Source organism: Neisseria sp. 27098_8_112 (assembly GCF_041433235.1).
In the GTDB taxonomy this organism is placed as follows: Bacteria; Pseudomonadota; Gammaproteobacteria; order Burkholderiales; family Neisseriaceae; genus Neisseria.
Genome location: NZ_JAPWBB010000001.1, coordinates 132,145 through 148,168, shown reverse-complemented (window position 1 = coordinate 148,168; position 16,024 = coordinate 132,145). Strand labels below are relative to the sequence as shown.

Annotated in this window: 6 protein-coding genes, 2 pseudogenes and 1 CRISPR repeat array (1 of these 9 cut by a window edge); of the genes and pseudogenes, 3 read left to right on the top strand and 5 right to left on the bottom strand. The window is 47.7% G+C overall.

Annotation, left to right across the window (positions count from 1 at the left end):
* Positions 1-22: 22 nt before the first annotated feature.
* Together O3682_RS00655 and O3682_RS00650 are read right to left on the bottom strand one after the other, a co-directional pair.
* Positions 23-1,501, bottom strand: a complete 1,479-nt coding sequence (locus tag O3682_RS00655) for an RNA ligase (RefSeq protein ID WP_371508007.1) — start codon at positions 1,499-1,501, stop codon at positions 23-25.
* An 88-nt stretch (positions 1,502-1,589) separates the two neighbouring features.
* On the bottom strand, positions 1,590-3,164 hold the full coding sequence (locus tag O3682_RS00650; protein ID WP_371508006.1) for a vWA domain-containing protein: 1,575 nt from the start codon (positions 3,162-3,164) through the stop codon (positions 1,590-1,592).
* Positions 3,165-4,195: 1,031 nt separating this feature from the next.
* Between O3682_RS00650 and O3682_RS00645 the strand changes: the two genes are divergently transcribed.
* The 3 genes from O3682_RS00645 (at position 4,196) to rtcR (ending at position 12,012) form a co-directional block, all read left to right on the top strand.
* Positions 4,196-4,951 (top strand): tRNA(His) guanylyltransferase Thg1 family protein, encoded by a 756-nt coding sequence (locus O3682_RS00645; RefSeq protein ID WP_371508122.1) that lies wholly within the window; start codon positions 4,196-4,198, stop codon positions 4,949-4,951.
* A 22-nt stretch (positions 4,952-4,973) separates the two neighbouring features.
* Positions 4,974-10,301: a RecQ family ATP-dependent DNA helicase gene (locus O3682_RS00640; RefSeq protein ID WP_371508005.1), complete on the top strand. Its 5,328-nt coding sequence runs from the start codon at positions 4,974-4,976 to the stop codon at positions 10,299-10,301.
* An 88-nt stretch (positions 10,302-10,389) separates the two neighbouring features.
* Positions 10,390-12,012 (top strand): RNA repair transcriptional activator RtcR, encoded by a 1,623-nt coding sequence (rtcR, locus tag O3682_RS00635; RefSeq protein ID WP_371508004.1) that lies wholly within the window; start codon positions 10,390-10,392, stop codon positions 12,010-12,012.
* A gap of 187 nt (positions 12,013-12,199) precedes the next feature.
* Here rtcR and fghA read toward each other — a convergent pair whose 3' ends face one another.
* The 3 genes and pseudogenes from fghA to O3682_RS00620 all read right to left on the bottom strand — a co-directional run.
* Positions 12,200-13,027: an S-formylglutathione hydrolase gene (fghA, locus tag O3682_RS00630; RefSeq protein ID WP_371508003.1), complete on the bottom strand. Its 828-nt coding sequence runs from the start codon at positions 13,025-13,027 to the stop codon at positions 12,200-12,202.
* Positions 13,028-13,035: 8 nt separating this feature from the next.
* A pseudogene (locus tag O3682_RS00625) lies at positions 13,036-14,173 on the bottom strand (S-(hydroxymethyl)glutathione dehydrogenase/class III alcohol dehydrogenase).
* A 94-nt stretch (positions 14,174-14,267) separates the two neighbouring features.
* Positions 14,268-14,528 (bottom strand): annotated as a pseudogene (locus tag O3682_RS00620) (HD domain-containing protein); the annotation flags it as partial.
* Positions 14,529-14,803: 275 nt separating this feature from the next.
* A CRISPR array of direct repeats spans positions 14,804-16,024; the repeat unit is 32 nt; unit sequence GTTTCAACACACAGCCGCCCGAAGGCGGCTGG; it runs 282 nt beyond the window's last position.

Sequence of the window (16,024 nt, the reverse complement as noted above, 5' to 3'; positions counted from 1 at the left end):
CTCCATATATTTTCAGACGGCCTTACAACTGTCTCAAAAACGCCTGAATGAACGCGATTTTATCCAATTCCGACATGGCATTGAATGTTTCCTGATGCTCGTGGATGTAGTCGATCAAAGGATAAAATTCTTCATCAACATGGCGTTTGTCCAGTTTGCGGCCGATATTGCCTTCATTGCTTCGTCCCAGAAACTTGGAGATCAGGTAATACGGCGATTTGAGTTTGAACAGCATTTCGCCGTTTTGCGCATCAAATACCATAAAGCCTTCGTGTTCCACATTTTTCAGACGGCCTTTCAGTTCGCCGAACGTGATGTTTTTCAGCATTTCGGGACGACGGATACCGTATTGTTTGCCGATTTTGTCCAATTCCGCTTCGCTAAACTGACGGCCGGTCGCCACATCAATGCAGCCGATTAAGGTTTCGCCCAATGCTTCGCGGATGATGTGCACGTCTTTCGCATCTGTGATTTCAAACAAAAAAGTATGGTTCGGATATGCACGGAACAAGGTTTCGTATTGTACGCAATGTGCGGCGGTCATGTCGGCAAACGCGCTATCAAGCGAACCGGTAGTCGAATACAGCACTTTGCCGTCAAACGCTGCGCCGTGGGACGGATGATCGTCTGAAAGCGAGACGAAAGTGCAGCAACCGAGGAAGCCGTTTACTTTCACCACCGCATCCACCAGTCTCTCGTCGCCGACTCGGATCGGATAACGGCTGCCTTTGGCAATACGTTCCGAATAATTGAACACTTTTTTAAACGGGCGCACGATGATTCGATTATGTGCGTCGATAATCAAACCGCGCATTTCCAGCAAAGCATCATCAAAGCGGTTGTTATAGAACACGCTGCGTGCGTATTTCAACACGCGCAATTCAGGATAACGCTTGGATGCTTTGGCAGTAAAGTTACGGCTGCCGTGTTGCAGATAGTGATCGGTCACAAAGGTTTGCTGCGCCTCATCAAACACCAGCGGCTTATGCTCGATAGCCTGCATCTGTTCGATTTTTTCTAACTGTTCCGCATTTGCCGGCTGCACGGCCTCGATATGGATTTCGTTTGCCACTCGGTTTTGGTTCAACTTGATATACGCCGCCAACACGTCATGCTCTTTTACACCGTGCAGGTTGGGATAGAAATTGTGCAGTCGATAAACTTCTGTTTCAAAACCGCTTTTCTCCGCCTGATCCAATAAATGACGGCAACGCGAAGCTTTTTGATTGGTATTGGAATGAATGATCAAAATATTTCGATTCGGATTTTGGCGTCCAAGTCTCAAAGTTTCAGTCATCAAGGCATTGCCGCGTTGCTGCGCCTTATCCACTGCTTCGCCCGACCAACGATATTCACCGTATTCATCGGTAATGAACAAATCATTTTCAATACGGACCACTTCCGCATCCGGATACTGCGCTTTAAATTCGGCGGCTTTTTGTTCGGCAAACGTCGATTTTCCCGAACCTTGATGACCGCGGATTAAGATGAATTTTTGCATTTTATTTCCTTATTCTTTTTCTCAGCTTGCCCTGAATAAATAGGCCGTCTGAAAAATATTTCCACCCTTTTTTCAGACGGCCTTAGCTTCAGTTCACAGCTGCCAACTGTGTTTTCTCAATCTCTTCTACCCAGAAATCTGTACCCATACCTCGTTCGGCAAAGGAACCAATCAGGGAGAATACTTGATCGGAGAAGCCACCGATGTTCAAGATATCCTGACGGTTTCGTGCTTGAGCCTTGGTGTAGGGCTGGATATCCAGACAAACGAGTTTGGCTTCTGGGCAACGTCGTTTCAGAATATTCCACTCCTTCATCAGGCTGGTTGTTGCGCCCCATTGTTGGCTGTCATCTGCCCAACTTTCGTTGTCTGACACAATGACAACCAAATCCACTTCGGCTTTTTCACGGTTCAACATGGCGAGCGGTGCGCTGCAAGCCGTTCCGCCGCCACCGACATTGGCGAGTTTTTCGGCGTTGGTCATGATGCTGTCGCGCGGGTTGAGCTTCACGTTTACCGTGATTTGCTCAAACGGTATCACGCGGGCTTGCGGATTGGTACGCAACATAGCGGCGGACACGAGCGCGGCGATGTCGATACAGCGGGTTTTGGTGGATGCACTGCCGCAATAGCCGGTAGCCGGACTGTGCATAGAGCCGGAGACGTCCGGGCAAACCACGACTTTGCCTTGGATTACCGGTACGTTTTGTACGGCAGTTTCCATCGCATCTTGCAGGGCTTCGCGAATTTCAAACGGCATCTGTTCAGATGTCGCCTGATACGCAGTCAGCAACTGGTAAGGGAGGACACGGGCGCGGGCAATGGCGGTTTCGTCACGCAATTTTTCTGCCACCATTTTGATGTTTTTGCTTTTGGCAAACACTTCGTGGCGCAGGAAAGTGTTCAGGTTTTGACGAACCTGCTGCCATGAGCCGTTATGGGCGATTTGCGCCCAGCCGCCGCTGTTCAAGTCTAAAGCTGTAAGCATTTGGAAAGGAACATTGGGCAATTCGCCTTCTCGGCTTTGTTTGTAGTCTTCAAAAGCGCGGGTAATGGGCGGCAATGCTTCGCGGTCGTACGGTTTGCCGATCAGCCATGCAAACCATGCGGCACGCCATGCTTCACGCGGTTTCGGATGCACCATTTTGACCACGTCTGCCAGCGACGGCGAATTGCCGATGGCGGCGTTCAACAGTTGTTTTTCGGTGGCGGTCAAAAGCCAGGTCTGCATCAGTTTTTTCGGACGGTTGCCGAAGGATTTTCTGCCGACTGCGCCGCTGCGGATAATTTGTGCGAAATTGCGCAACATTTTACCGTTGTCCACCACTTGGTCGAATACGCGGGCGAGCATGTTCACATCTTTTTGCGCCAACACGGCAAGCAACAGCGCAGGCATATCTTTCATAAAACCTTTTTGACGGGCATATACGGCGGTTTTGGCGATAAACTCGGCATCCAGGCTTTCTGCCAATTTCAACACTTGGTCAAGCTGACTTTGGGCGTCGGCATAGTAGGTATTGTTCAGACAACCGGTAGCGGCAAGCTGGGCAAGCTGTTGTTTAGGTGTCAACGTGTAGGCGATGCCGCCGGCTTCATTATGGGTATCGGTTTTAGTAAAACGGTTTTTAATCGATTGAAACAAGGTAGTATTAGCCATTTTCATTTTCTTTCATATTGTTGGTTTGAGGCCGTCTGAACTTGTTTTAGCTTTGTTTTTCAGACGGCCTTGAATGGGTGGCAGTGTGGCGGCTAAAGATGAAGAGAAGCGTTTTTAACTGAAAGCTAATGTATTCTCTTCCGGGCATCCGCCTACTGCCGTAGGGCGACTAGTTTAATTAGGATCATTCGGGTTTGTAGCAAGGAAGGAATGTAATCCTAATGGTATTCGCCCATAAGGGGGTGGCACATTGGGCAACAAAGAGTGGAGAAATTTTTACGCGCTCTATCCACTAAGCTACTCTGCCATAGTTGGCGGCAGAGACGGGACTCGAACCCGCGACCTCGAGCTTTACAGGCTGTAATTTCTCCGGCATTTGCCGAATGCACCGAAAACGGTTTTTATATCGGTCCGCCCGAATATTTCAGACGGCCTCGAATGGGGGCGGCGTAGCTGATAAACATGAAGAGAAACGGTTTTAACGTGAAAGGTTAATGTACCCTCTCCGAGCATCCGCCTGCTGCCGTAAAACTAATATGGCACGCAACAAGTTTTTAAGGGAAACATGCCTTGGCTCTACCAACTGAGCTACTCTGCTATTTGGAACAACAGAGACAGGACTCGAACCTGCGACATAAGGATATCCATGTTGTAGTTTCCCTAGGCATTTGCCTGCCATATTGGAAAAGGGTGGGCGACTAAATAAACAAGATGTTCAACGTCTATCAGACGAGACAGGATTCGAACCTGTTAATCCAAATGTAGTCTTGTTGGCATTCGCCCTGTAACCACACAGCAACTAAATTTACGGAAAATTTTTCTCTGGTAACTGTATTTCCCGAAGCATCTGCTGTATCGTTACATTCACAACATAGCCAACAGCGTGCCAAGAATAAAATATTTATAAAAATAATTTTTAATTTATTGAATATAAAGAAAATATATTTTAAAGTAGCTTTTATCAGCAAAAAGCGTAGAATGCTGAAAAATATATTTATAGATAGTTATATAGAAAATAAAATATACAAGGATATATGATGAGATTCGATGATTTGGACAAACGCTTGCGACAATACGAAACTGCTTATGATTTTTGCGTACCACAGGAAAATTTTATTGTTGTCCGCTTAGACGGGCGCGGTTTTACACGACTAACCAAGGAAATTTGGCAGTTTGAAGCCCCGTTCGACATTCGTTTCCGCGATCTGATGGCGCACACCGTCCGTCATTTGATGAAATGTGGCTTCAATGTGGTGTACGGCTATTCGGAAAGCGATGAAATTTCACTATTGCTGCGTCGAGACGACGATACGTTCAAACGCAAAACGCGCAAAATCATTTCTGTATTGGCTGGTGAAGCCAGCGCCGCCTTTTCTGTGGCGCACGGGCAACCTGCTGCTTTTGATGCACGGGTTTGCGTTTTGCCGAACGAAAAACCGGTGGTCGATTATTTCCGTTGGCGACACGAAGACTCATACCGCAACGCGCTCAACGCCCACTGCTATTGGATGCTGCGCAAGAAAGGAGAAAGCGCGTCCCGCGCTACAGATGCCGTCAGCGGCCTGACACGCGTGCAAAAGCACGATTTGTTATTTGAAAACAATATTAATTTCAACGAACTGCCTGCGTGGCAGAAACGCGGCTTCGGTGTGTATTTTCAGACGGCCTTAAAAGAAGGCTTTAATCCGAAAACTGACGAAACCGTACAAGTAAAACGCCAAATCCTGCATACGGATTTCGAGCTGCCGTTGGGCGATGATTACGGCGTGTTTGTCCTGGAAAGAATTGTTTAATTTGTTTAGAGGTCGTCTAAAAATGAATACCGCTACAAAAGGACAAATCCCCGCTGTTCTTATCATTGATTTGGAAGTCGATCCAAAAACCGACAAGCCGTTCAAAATCGGTGCATTCCGCCCCGACTCAGGTTTGTTTTTTGAAAAAGTTTTTCGTGGAGAAAAGGGGTTTCATACCGCCTTGTGTGAAATGGCTCATCTGACCAGTGGATTAAAGTGGCTGATGGGGCACAACATCCTCCGGCACGATTTGAAATATTTGAAGGCCGTAGTGCCCGAAGCCGCATGGCTTAAAGTGCCTGTTATCGATACGCTGTGGCTCTCGCCTTTGGCATTTCCGCAAAATCCGTATCACCGACTAATCAAAAACCATAAAATCATCTCTTCTGAAATTAATTCCCCACTCGCCGACTGTCACGCTTGCTGGCAGCTTTTTCAAGACCAATGCACTGCGTTCGGAAAAATCAAAGCCGAAAAGCCCGAGGAGTTTGCGCTGTGGACAGCCCTGTCTGATATACCCCTGCCGTATCGTCTTTCAGAAGACATTATGATTCCCGAGCATGATACATCGCCAGATATCAAGAAACTGATCGACACTATTTGGTTGATAATGCAGGACAACAATAATCAAGGTCGTCTGAAAGTCTGCCGCACACGTTTTTTGGAGTTAATGAAAACTGACATCCGCAATCCTGCCATATATCCTTCCCTCGGCTATGCCTTATCTTGGTTAAATGTCTCTGGTGGTAATTCTGTGTTAGCTCCGTGGGTGAGGCACCAGTTTCCCGATACGGCTCGGCTGATTGCCGAATTGCGCGACCATGATTGCGGTAGTACGGAATGCCGTTATTGTCAGGATACGCTCAATCCTGAGGCGCAGTTACAGCGTTATTTCAAACTGCCTACTTTTCGCGATGTAAAAGGATTTGATGGTGGACAACGTGCTGTGGTGCAATCAGGTATGAAGGGGTTGCATACGCTGGCGGTGCTGCCCACGGGCGGCGGCAAATCCTTGTGTTATCAGTTGCCAGCACTCAACCGCTACTACCGCAACGGAGGCTTGACAATAGTTGTTTCACCTTTGCAATCGCTGATGAAAGATCAGTTGGACGGTTTGGAGAAAAAAGGAGCTACCTGCGCTGCTATGCTTAACGGCTTGGTTGAGGTGGTTGAACGCGCCCAAATTTTAGACAAAATAGCCTTAGGCGATATCGGCATTTTGTTTGTCGCGCCTGAACAGTTCCGCAACACCAGTTTTATTAACGCTATTTCGCAACGCCAAATCAACGGCTGGGTATTCGATGAGGCACATTGTCTGTCTAAATGGGGCCATGATTTCCGTCCCGATTATCTATACGCAGTTAAATTTATCGCTGAACACAGCAAAAACAACGGTACGATGGCCCCAGTAAGTTGTTTTACTGCTACTGCCAAACCCGATGTCCTCGCCGACATCACTAACCATTTCCGTGAGGAGGCTGGTATTGAGTTCCGCCAATTTATTGGTGACAACGAGCGCGACAATCTGTTTTACGATGTGCTGGAGATTTCAGATGGCCTTAAGAAGCAAAAAATCAACGAGCTGTTGCATCGTGAACTTGATCATCAAAGCGGTGGAGCCGTGGTATTTGTCGGACGGCGGAAAAGTGCGGAAACCTATTCGGCTTACCTGAAAGAACAAGGCTGGGCATGTGAGCATTTCCATGCAGGCTTGGGGAACAACGAAAAAGCCGATATTCAAAACCAGTTTATTGGCGGTAGTTTGCGCGTTATTGTCGCCACCAACGCCTTTGGTATGGGCGTGGATAAACCTGACGTACGCTTGGTTATTCACGCTGAAATCACCGGATCGCTGGAAAATTATTTGCAGGAAGCGGGCAGAGCAGGGCGTGATCAGGCAGATGCAAAATGCGTGTTGCTGTATGACGGCAAAGACGTGGACACACAGTTTTCCATCAGCAAAATGTCGCAAATCGAATTGCGCGATTTGAAATCAGTGTGGAAGAAAGTTGGTTGGCTGAATCAGGCGGCATACGGCAAAGACCATTGCGGTGAAATCGTGGCAACAGGTGGAGAAATCTTGCGCGACACCGAGGAGTACATGAGTTTTGACAGCGATGATAGACAGGCAGATACCAAAGTCAAAACCGTATTGGCATGGTTGGAACGTGCAGACTTATTAGAGCGTAAGGAAAATCAAACCCGTATTTTCCCCGCACGTTCAGGTCGTCTGAATCTAGATGAGGCACTGGCGATTATTGAAAAAAACAAGTTCAGTAAGCGTATCTCGGAAATTTACCAAACCATTGCCGAAATTGTGTTTAAAGCGCCAGAGGACGCGCCTTTGAGTACCGATGATTTGGTGCAGGCAACAGCATGTAGTTTCACCGAATTGCGAGGTCATCTAAAAAAGCTGGAGGAATTGGGTATCCTTACCAACGATACGCATATGACCGTCATTTTGCGTACCGATAACATAAAGTCTGCCGACAAACGTCTGGCACAAGTTATCGCCTGTGAGGAAAAAATCTGGCAGATTTTAAAAAACGAAATTCCAGAAGCAGATCAAGGTATTTGGCAAAACCTCTCATTGAGCGCTGTCTGCCACCAAATGCATGAGGTAGGTTTAGAAACCAATCCTGCTGAAATCAAACTTCTGATGCAGTCGCTTGCCGATGATAAAGCAGCAGAGCGAACAAACAGCAGTGGAAGTTTCCAAATCCGTGATGTTGGCAACAACCTTTTGAAAGTACGTTTCAAGAATCCCAAAAGCGACAGTTGGGAAAACCTACAAAACAATGCCGAACTTCGCCGTAATATCGGTCTGTGCCTTTTACCATTCCTGATGGCAAAAACCAATGGAGTGCGTCAAAAAGACGTAATGGTTGAAACCCGTATGGGTGAATTGGTGCAGCAGCTTGCCGACGATTTGGTATTATCGGTACAAATCCCGGCTGACCGTCGCGAGCTTCTGCTCAGGCAGACACTGCTGTTTATGCACAAACAAGGCATTATCAAACTCAATCACGGCATGACCATTCTGAGACATGCCATGACTATTACACCCAATCCAAAAGCACTCTCAGATAAACGCCAGTATCTTGCGGAGGACTATAAACCGCTTTCCATTTTTTACGGCGAAAAACGCTTTCAAATCCATGTGATGCAGGAATATGCCCTTCGCGCACTGAAAAATCTTACTGAAGGGTTGAATTTGGTGCGTGATTACTTTGGCTTGGAAGAAAAGAATTTTAAAAATAAATGGTTTAAAGGTCGTCTGAAAGAATTAGACGAGCCTGCATCGCCACAAACCCTGCGCGAAATTACAGACGGGCTGAATGAGATGCAGAAAGCCGTTGTTACCGACCAAAGCGGCAGCAACCGTCTTATTCTTGCCGGACCGGGTTCAGGAAAAACGCGAGTTATTGTACACCGTGTTGCCTACCTTTTACGGGTGCAACATGTTCCCGCATCCGCCATCATTGTATTGACTTTCAACCGTTTGGCGGCTCAGGAGGTCAAGCGCCGCCTGTTCGGACTGGTCGGCCCTCTTGCTGCTACCGTTACGGTTATGACTTATGACGGTATGGCAATGCGGCTTTTGGGTGTGCGCTTTGACGGCAACAACCGAGAATACGGCAAAAGTCAGTTTAAAGAATGGTGCAGGCAGGCTGCCGCTATGCTTTCAGACGACCTTGAAAACGATGATGGTAACGATGAAACACGCGAACGTATCATGGCAGGCTTCCGCTATATTCTGGTAGATGAATACCAAGACATCAGTGAAGAACACTACCGGCTTGTTTCTGCGCTTGCGGGTAGGAAGCGGGCTGAAGAAGACAAGCTGACCATTCTGGCGGTCGGCGACGATGACCAAAACATCTACGCCTTCAACGGCACCAGCAACGAGTACATCCACCGTTTCCAAAAAGACTACGACGTTGCCCAACCTGACTATTTGACCTACAACTACCGCAGTACGCAGCACATCATCAGCGCTGCCAACAGCGTGATAAATGGTCTGACAGGTCGTCTGAAAACACTGCATCCGATTGTTATCAACCCTGAACGTCAAACACAGCCCAACGGTGGCGTATGGGCTGCAACAGACAGCATACGGCAGGGGCGTGTGCGCCACATCAGCCTGCCGTTCGGTAGCAGCAGCAACATACAGGGACAAGCTGTTATCACTGAAATAGGTCGTCTGAAAACCTTGGGCGCAGTCGCATGGAATGAGATTGCAGTTTTATCCCGTCATAATGCTAGTCTCAAACCTCTGCAGGCATGGTGTGAACAAAACGGCATACCTTATTTTTTGAGTGCCGACAAAAGCAGCAAAATCAAATTACGCCACACCCGTGAGTTTGTCCGCCTGATTGATGGCGTGGAAAAACAAACCGAAGGCCTTACATCACAAGCTTTTGCAGAACTTATTAGTGAACAAGTGAAAAAAAGTGGGGGTAGTTGGTGCGTTTGGTTTAGGCAATTACAAACTGATTTCTTAAACGAATATCCACTGCAAGATGAGAAGCTACCTGAAAAGTCAGATAACCTTGCAGATAGTCGTGAGGCAGAAATTAAAGTGTCGCCCATAGAAGACAGCGGGTCGTGTGAAAACGGTAGTGGCACTGTTAACCGATATTCGTCCTCCTTTCTGAAAAGCTGGCTCTACGAGTATGTAGGTGATGAACATGAAACCCGTTCGGAAGGTATATTTCTAGGCACGGCACATGCAGTCAAAGGATTGGAGTTTAAGCACGTCTTTATTTTAGACGGAGGTTGGCAGGGAGCTGACGAAGCCGAACAGAGGCTTTATTACGTTGCTATGACTCGTGCCATAGAAACATTGACCCTACTGCAAACTACTCCAGAGCATCCTTGGATGGCAAAGCTACCTGATAATATTGAAAGAGTGGCTCAAATCTTTACCGAATTACCTGATTTGAATACCGAATACAGACGTTTGGCAGCTTATCGAAACACGGCAGCAGAGGGAAAAATCGACAGCAAAAGTGATTTGGATATCGACTTCATCGTTTGTCACAACAATGTCGAAACTGTGAAACAACGCCTGTTTACTGCTGCGAAACTGAAAAAAGACGATCCACTGGAAATGAAACGAACGGAGGATGGCAGATATATTTTCCTTTCTGATGATATTGAAGTTGCCCGTACCGTTAAATTACCACCATTGCCGACAAAAACTACCGCCTACGCCAACACTTTCAGAGTACGTTATTTAGACGAAGTAGGAGAATCATTTCGCCAACGTATCCCAGAAAAAATCGGTACTAAACAGCTGGAAAAATGGACGCTTGTTATTCCTATGTTAGTGATACCGCCTGAGTAAAAAGAGTTTTTCAGGCCATCTCAAACATGAAGAAGGCAGCTTGAATACAAGGCTATCTGAGACTCGAACGGAATAAACGGAATAAAAGATGAGTAACAAAAAACAAGTCGCCGTCAGCTTTCTCGGTACGGTATTGGACAGTGGTTTCGGTCAAGGGCGTTGGTTGAAATGGCGGCCGAATGTCGCCATGAATCAGCGTCAGGATTTTCATCTTGACCGCATGGAGCTGTTTTATGCTGAAAAATACCGCGAACTGGCTGATCATGTAAAAGCCGATATTCAGCAAGTATCGCCGCACACAGTCGTCAATCTCGTGCCTATGGAGCTGGCAAACCCGTGGGACTTCTCAGAGGTTTATACCAAGCTGCACGATTGGGCAGCAAGCTATCCATTTGATACAGAAGAGGAAACCTATCTCACCCACATCACGACAGGTACACACGTTGCCCAAATCTGCCTGTTTTTATTGGTGGAATCGCGTCAAATCCCCGGCGTACTGTTACAAACCGCGCCGCCGAAAAACCAAAGACGCAGTATGGAGGACGGCAATGTCGGCAGTTATGAAATTATCGATTTAGACTTGGCTCGTTACGACGTATTAGCTGAACGCCTTGCCGCCGTACGTGATGACGCAGTGCGCTACCTGAAAAGCGGCATTTCCACCCAAAACGCCGCCTTCAACCGCATGATTGCCGAAATCGAACAAGTCGCGCTCAATTCCCCTTCCCCCATTCTGCTTTCCGGCCCCACAGGCGCAGGCAAATCCATGCTGGCACGTAGGATTTTTGAATTGAAAAAAGCGCGCCATCTGATTAAAGGCACATTTATCGATGTAAACTGCGCCACCCTTCGCGGCGACGGCGCAGCGTCTGCCCTGTTCGGCCACAAAAAAGGCGCCTTTACAGGCGCTGCAGAAAAACGTGAAGGCTATTTGAAAACTGCCGATGGCGGCGTATTGTTTTTAGATGAAATCGGAGAATTGGGCTTAGACGAGCAAGCCATGTTGCTCAAAGCAATTGAAGAAAAACACTTTTATCCCGTCGGCAGCGACAGCGAAGTCAAAAGCGACTTCCAACTCATCGCCGGCACCAACCGCGACCTGCGCCATGAAATCCGCGCCGGACGCTTCCGCGAAGACCTGTTCGCCCGCATCAACATCTGGAATTACCCACTGCCCGCACTCGCCAACCGTCGCGAAGACATCGAGCCCAACGTCGAACACCAGCTTGCCCTAGCCTCACAAGAACTCGGCCGCACTACCCGCTTCAACAAAGAAGCCCTGGCCGCCTACCTCGACTTTGCCCACTCCAACCAAGCACCGTGGCGCGGCAACTTCCGCGACCTCGCCGCCAGCATCATGCGCCTGGCCACACTCGCGCCGCAAGGCAGGATACAGGTAGAACAAGTCCAAGCCGAAATCGAACGCCTCAAATGGCTATGGTCGGAAGAACCCTTTTCAGACGGCCTCCTACATAACAGGCCGTCTGAAAAAGAACAAGACTACCCCGATAAAGTCGATTGGGAGACATTGGATTTATTCGACAAACTACAACTGCAACACGTTATCGACGAATGCCGCAAACATCCCAACATGGCCGCCGCCGGCCGTGCATTGTTCAACGTCTCCCGAACAGAAAGAGCAAAAGTCAATGACAGCGACCGATTGAGGAAATATTTACAGCGATTCGGATTGGAATGGGGAGATATTTAAGCAGAGTGAGCAAGTAGGTTTTGCAAAGTCCTCCTTATGCTGATTCTAGAAAGAAGCTCATTTTAATAGTACTTTTATTATTATTTATAAAAATAAAAGGCATCAGATTGATGCCTTTTATTTTCGTTAACATAAAAAATTAACGTTCATACCAACATTTGGTCGATTCACCAATCACTTCTTCGACTTACTTCAAAAATGCCGCATGATAGGCAATATGCTCACCAATAAAACTGGCAATGAAGTAATAGCTATGATCATAGCCTTTGTGGAAGCGCACATCGGCCGGTTGATTTGCCTCACGACAGGTTTCGATAAAATCTTCAGTACGCAATTGTGTTGGCAAAAACTCATCTTCCAAGCCCTGATCAATGCGCATACCTTGCACTTTATAGCCTTGTTGGATGAGCGAGCTGGCATCATATTGCTGCCATTTTTCGCAATCTTTTCCTAAATAGGCAGAAAAGGCTTTTTCTCCCCAAGGCACAAGGCTTGGCGACAAAATGGGCGAAAAGGCAGAAACACTTTGATAACGTTCCCGGTTTCGCAATGCTAATACCAATGCGCCGTGCCCGCCCATTGAATGTCCCATAATGGAACGTTTGCCGTTGGTAGGAAATTTTTCCTCAATCAGACTAGGCAACTCATTCAAAATATAATCATACATTTGATAATTTGTCGCCCAAGGCTGTTCGGTCGCATTAAGATAAAAGCCTGCACCTTGCCCTAAATCATAAGCAGCATCGTTCGACACTTGCTCTCCGCGAGGGCTGGTATCAGGCGCAACCACAATCACTTGATGTTCTGCCGCATAACGCTGAAAGCCTGATTTGGTAATGAAATTTTGTTCAGTACACGTTAAGCCGGAAAGCCAATAAATCACACCAAGCGGTCTATTTTCCTGATTATCCGGCAAATAGACGGCAAATTTCATTTCGCATTGAAGTGTTTGGGCATAGTGTGCCCAAACTTGCTGCAAACCACCAAAAATTTGATGTTGTTCAATCAGTTTCATCGCGTACCTTAGTAATGAATAACAGCGCGGATCGATTTACCTTCGTGCATTAACTCAAAGGCTTCATTGATTTGATCGAGTGTCATTGTGTGGGTTACAAACGGTTCTAACTCGATATCGCCTTTCATTGAATCTTCCACCATTTTCGGCAGTTCAGAGCGACCTTTCACGCCGCCAAATGCCGTGCCTTTCCAAACACGACCCGTTACCAACTGGAACGGACGCGTTGAAATTTCTTGTCCTGCACCCGCTACGCCGATGATAATGGATTGTCCCCAACCACGATGTGCGCTTTCTAATGCTTGACGCATTACGTTTACATTGCCGATACATTCAAAGGTATGGTCAATGCCCCATTTATTGATGTCTAACAACACATCTTTAGATCGGTTTATCGTAATCGTTTGGGTTCAAACAATCAGTTGCACCAAACTGTTTTGCCAGCTCGAATTTTGAAGGATTGGTATCAATAGCGATAATGCGACCGGCTTTGGCTTGACGCGCACCTTGCACCACCGCCAAACCAATCGCCCCCAAGCCAAACACCGCCACAGAGTCGCCTTCTTGTACTTTTGCCGTATTATGTACCGCACCAATACCTGTGGTAACGCCGCAGCCAAGCAAACATACTTGTTCATGGTTTGCTTCTGGATTGATTTTCGCCAGTGAAACTTCGGCAACAACTGAGTATTCACTGAAAGTCGAACAGCCCATATAGTGATAGATCGGCTGACCTTGATAAGAAAAACGCGTCGTGCCGTCCGGCATTAAACCTTTACCTTGCGTATCTCGCACTGAGACGCATAAGTTGGTTTTACCTGAACGACAAAACTCACATTCGCCACATTCAGCGGTGTAAAGAGGAATGACGTGATCACCCGGTTTTACGCTTGACACACCTTCGCCCACAGCAACAACCACACCCGCACCTTCATGCCCAAGCACCACAGGGAATACGCCTTCAGGATCGCTTCCTGATAACGTAAATGCATCAGTATGACACACGCCCGTGTGAGTGTTACGAATTAACACCTCGCCTTTGCGTGGCATTTCCACGTCGATTTCCACAATTTGTAAGGGTTGATTCGGTGCGAATGCCACCGCTGCACGAGATTTGATGGTTGAATTGGTTTGTTTATTTTCCATTATTTTTGCCTTTAAATTCATTAATAAAGTTATCTAGCCTAAGTAAGATAACCACAGTTTATACTTTGGCCTCCACTCTAAAGCAAGCGTTTTATGCAATTTTGGCTCCGGCAGTAGCATGATCGACTGATGGGCCGCCATGCAATCGACGGTCAAATGGTTCCGAGTATTTCCCTAAGTCATGTAGCTTTCCCGTCTGACAGGCCTGTTCCTGCGCACCGAATACCCAAGCAAACTCCGCCGCCATTTCACCAACATTGACCGAATGGCTTTGCAAGGTTTGCCAATGTTCGTAAGGTAAGAGATTGCCGAGTTCGTCTTGCGCGGAATGGGCGTAGTAAATTAGGGGTTTCATATTGAAATTCTAAAAAATTCAGATTGATATCATGCAATGATAATATGATATTAAATTTAATATGTAAATAGAAAAAATGCCGTCTGAAACTTTTTCAGACGGCATTGTCATTTATTAACCTTTATAACTTGCTTCTAATATCCTCTACTGCTTTCACTAAAGCCTCAGAAAGCGAAGGATCAAAAGAAGAGTGGCCTGCTTAGGTAATATTTGAACATACAGCCACCCAAAGGCGGCTAACGGGATAGGTCAGCATAGAGTTCGTAGTTGCTGAAGTTTCAACACACAGCCGCCTGAAGGCGGCTGGCTGATGGCATGGTTTGTGTATAGGTAAAGCTTAGGTTTCAACACACAGCCGCCCGAAGGCGGCTGGACTTTGGTTTCAATTCCTGAATTGGAAACTTGGATTGTTTCAACACACAGCCGCCCGAAGGCGGCTGGTAGGTCAACATACTTGTCAGCCTATCAGCCGTACGGTTTCAACACACAGCCGCCCGAAGGCGGCTGGATTCCAAACACCTTTACTGAATTGGGCATTTGAAAGTTTCAACACACAGCCGCCCGAAGGCGGCTGGCAGCAACTGGCACAAAATCCGAGAATGTTGAACGTGTTTCAACACACAGCCGCCCGAAGGCGGCTGGGAAAGGGACGAAGATAATATGTACCTCACATCTCAAGTTTCAACACACAGCCGCCCGAAGGCGGCTGGAACTGTTACCCGATTCAACCGAATCAATACAGGCGTTTCAACACACAGCCGCCCGAAGGCGGCTGGATCAGACGGCCTGTTTATCAAGCTAACCTCGGACGTTTCAACACACAGCCGCCCGAAGGCGGCTGGTGCGGCGCATGGCGGCATAGGCGCAATCGATAACGGTGTTTCAACACACAGCCGCCCGAAGGCGGCTGGGAACTCTGCCGACAAGTCAACAGACATTTCTTGCAAGGTTTCAACACACAGCCGCCCGAAGGCGGCTGGGACGTAGATTGTGTCAGGTGACAGGCGATATTTAGTTTCAACACACAGCCGCCCGAAGGCGGCTGGGAAATTCGTTCACCTGAACATGGCGGATTCTACCGTTTCAACACACAGCCGCCCGAAGGCGGCTGGGAGTGTGCTGTCTTTAAGCAGGCTGCTATGAAAGTTTCAACACACAGCCGCCCGAAGGCGGCTGGGTCGTGCTATGTATTATGGCATTTCAACTGTTATTGTTTCAACACACAGCCGCCCGAAGGCGGCTGGTTTGATGAAGACAGAATCGACAAGTTGACTCAGGTTTCAACACACAGCCGCCCGAAGGCGGCTGGGCGCGCGAAGCCGAAGCCAAAGCCGCCGCCGACTACGTTTCAACACACAGCCGCCCGAAGGCGGCTGGCGAAATCCAGCCATCCCCCTAATACCCAATACCACAGTTTCAACACACAGCCGCCCGAAGGCGGCTGGGGCGAAGACGAACACGCTATCGCCCTCTACGAGGTTTCAACACACAGCCGC

Excerpts from the sequence above, each read along its gene's own strand:
- O3682_RS00655 (WP_371508007.1), bottom strand. The coding sequence starts at position 1,501 with ATGCAAAAATTCATCTTAATCCGCGGTCATCAAGGTTCGGGAAAATCG.
- O3682_RS00650 (WP_371508006.1), bottom strand. The coding sequence starts at position 3,164 with ATGAAAATGGCTAATACTACCTTGTTTCAATCGATTAAAAACCGTTTT.
- O3682_RS00645 (WP_371508122.1), top strand. The coding sequence starts at position 4,196 with ATGAGATTCGATGATTTGGACAAACGCTTGCGACAATACGAAACTGCT.
- O3682_RS00640 (WP_371508005.1), top strand. The coding sequence starts at position 4,974 with ATGAATACCGCTACAAAAGGACAAATCCCCGCTGTTCTTATCATTGAT.
- rtcR (WP_371508004.1), top strand. The coding sequence starts at position 10,390 with ATGAGTAACAAAAAACAAGTCGCCGTCAGCTTTCTCGGTACGGTATTG.
- fghA (WP_371508003.1), bottom strand. The coding sequence starts at position 13,027 with ATGAAACTGATTGAACAACATCAAATTTTTGGTGGTTTGCAGCAAGTT.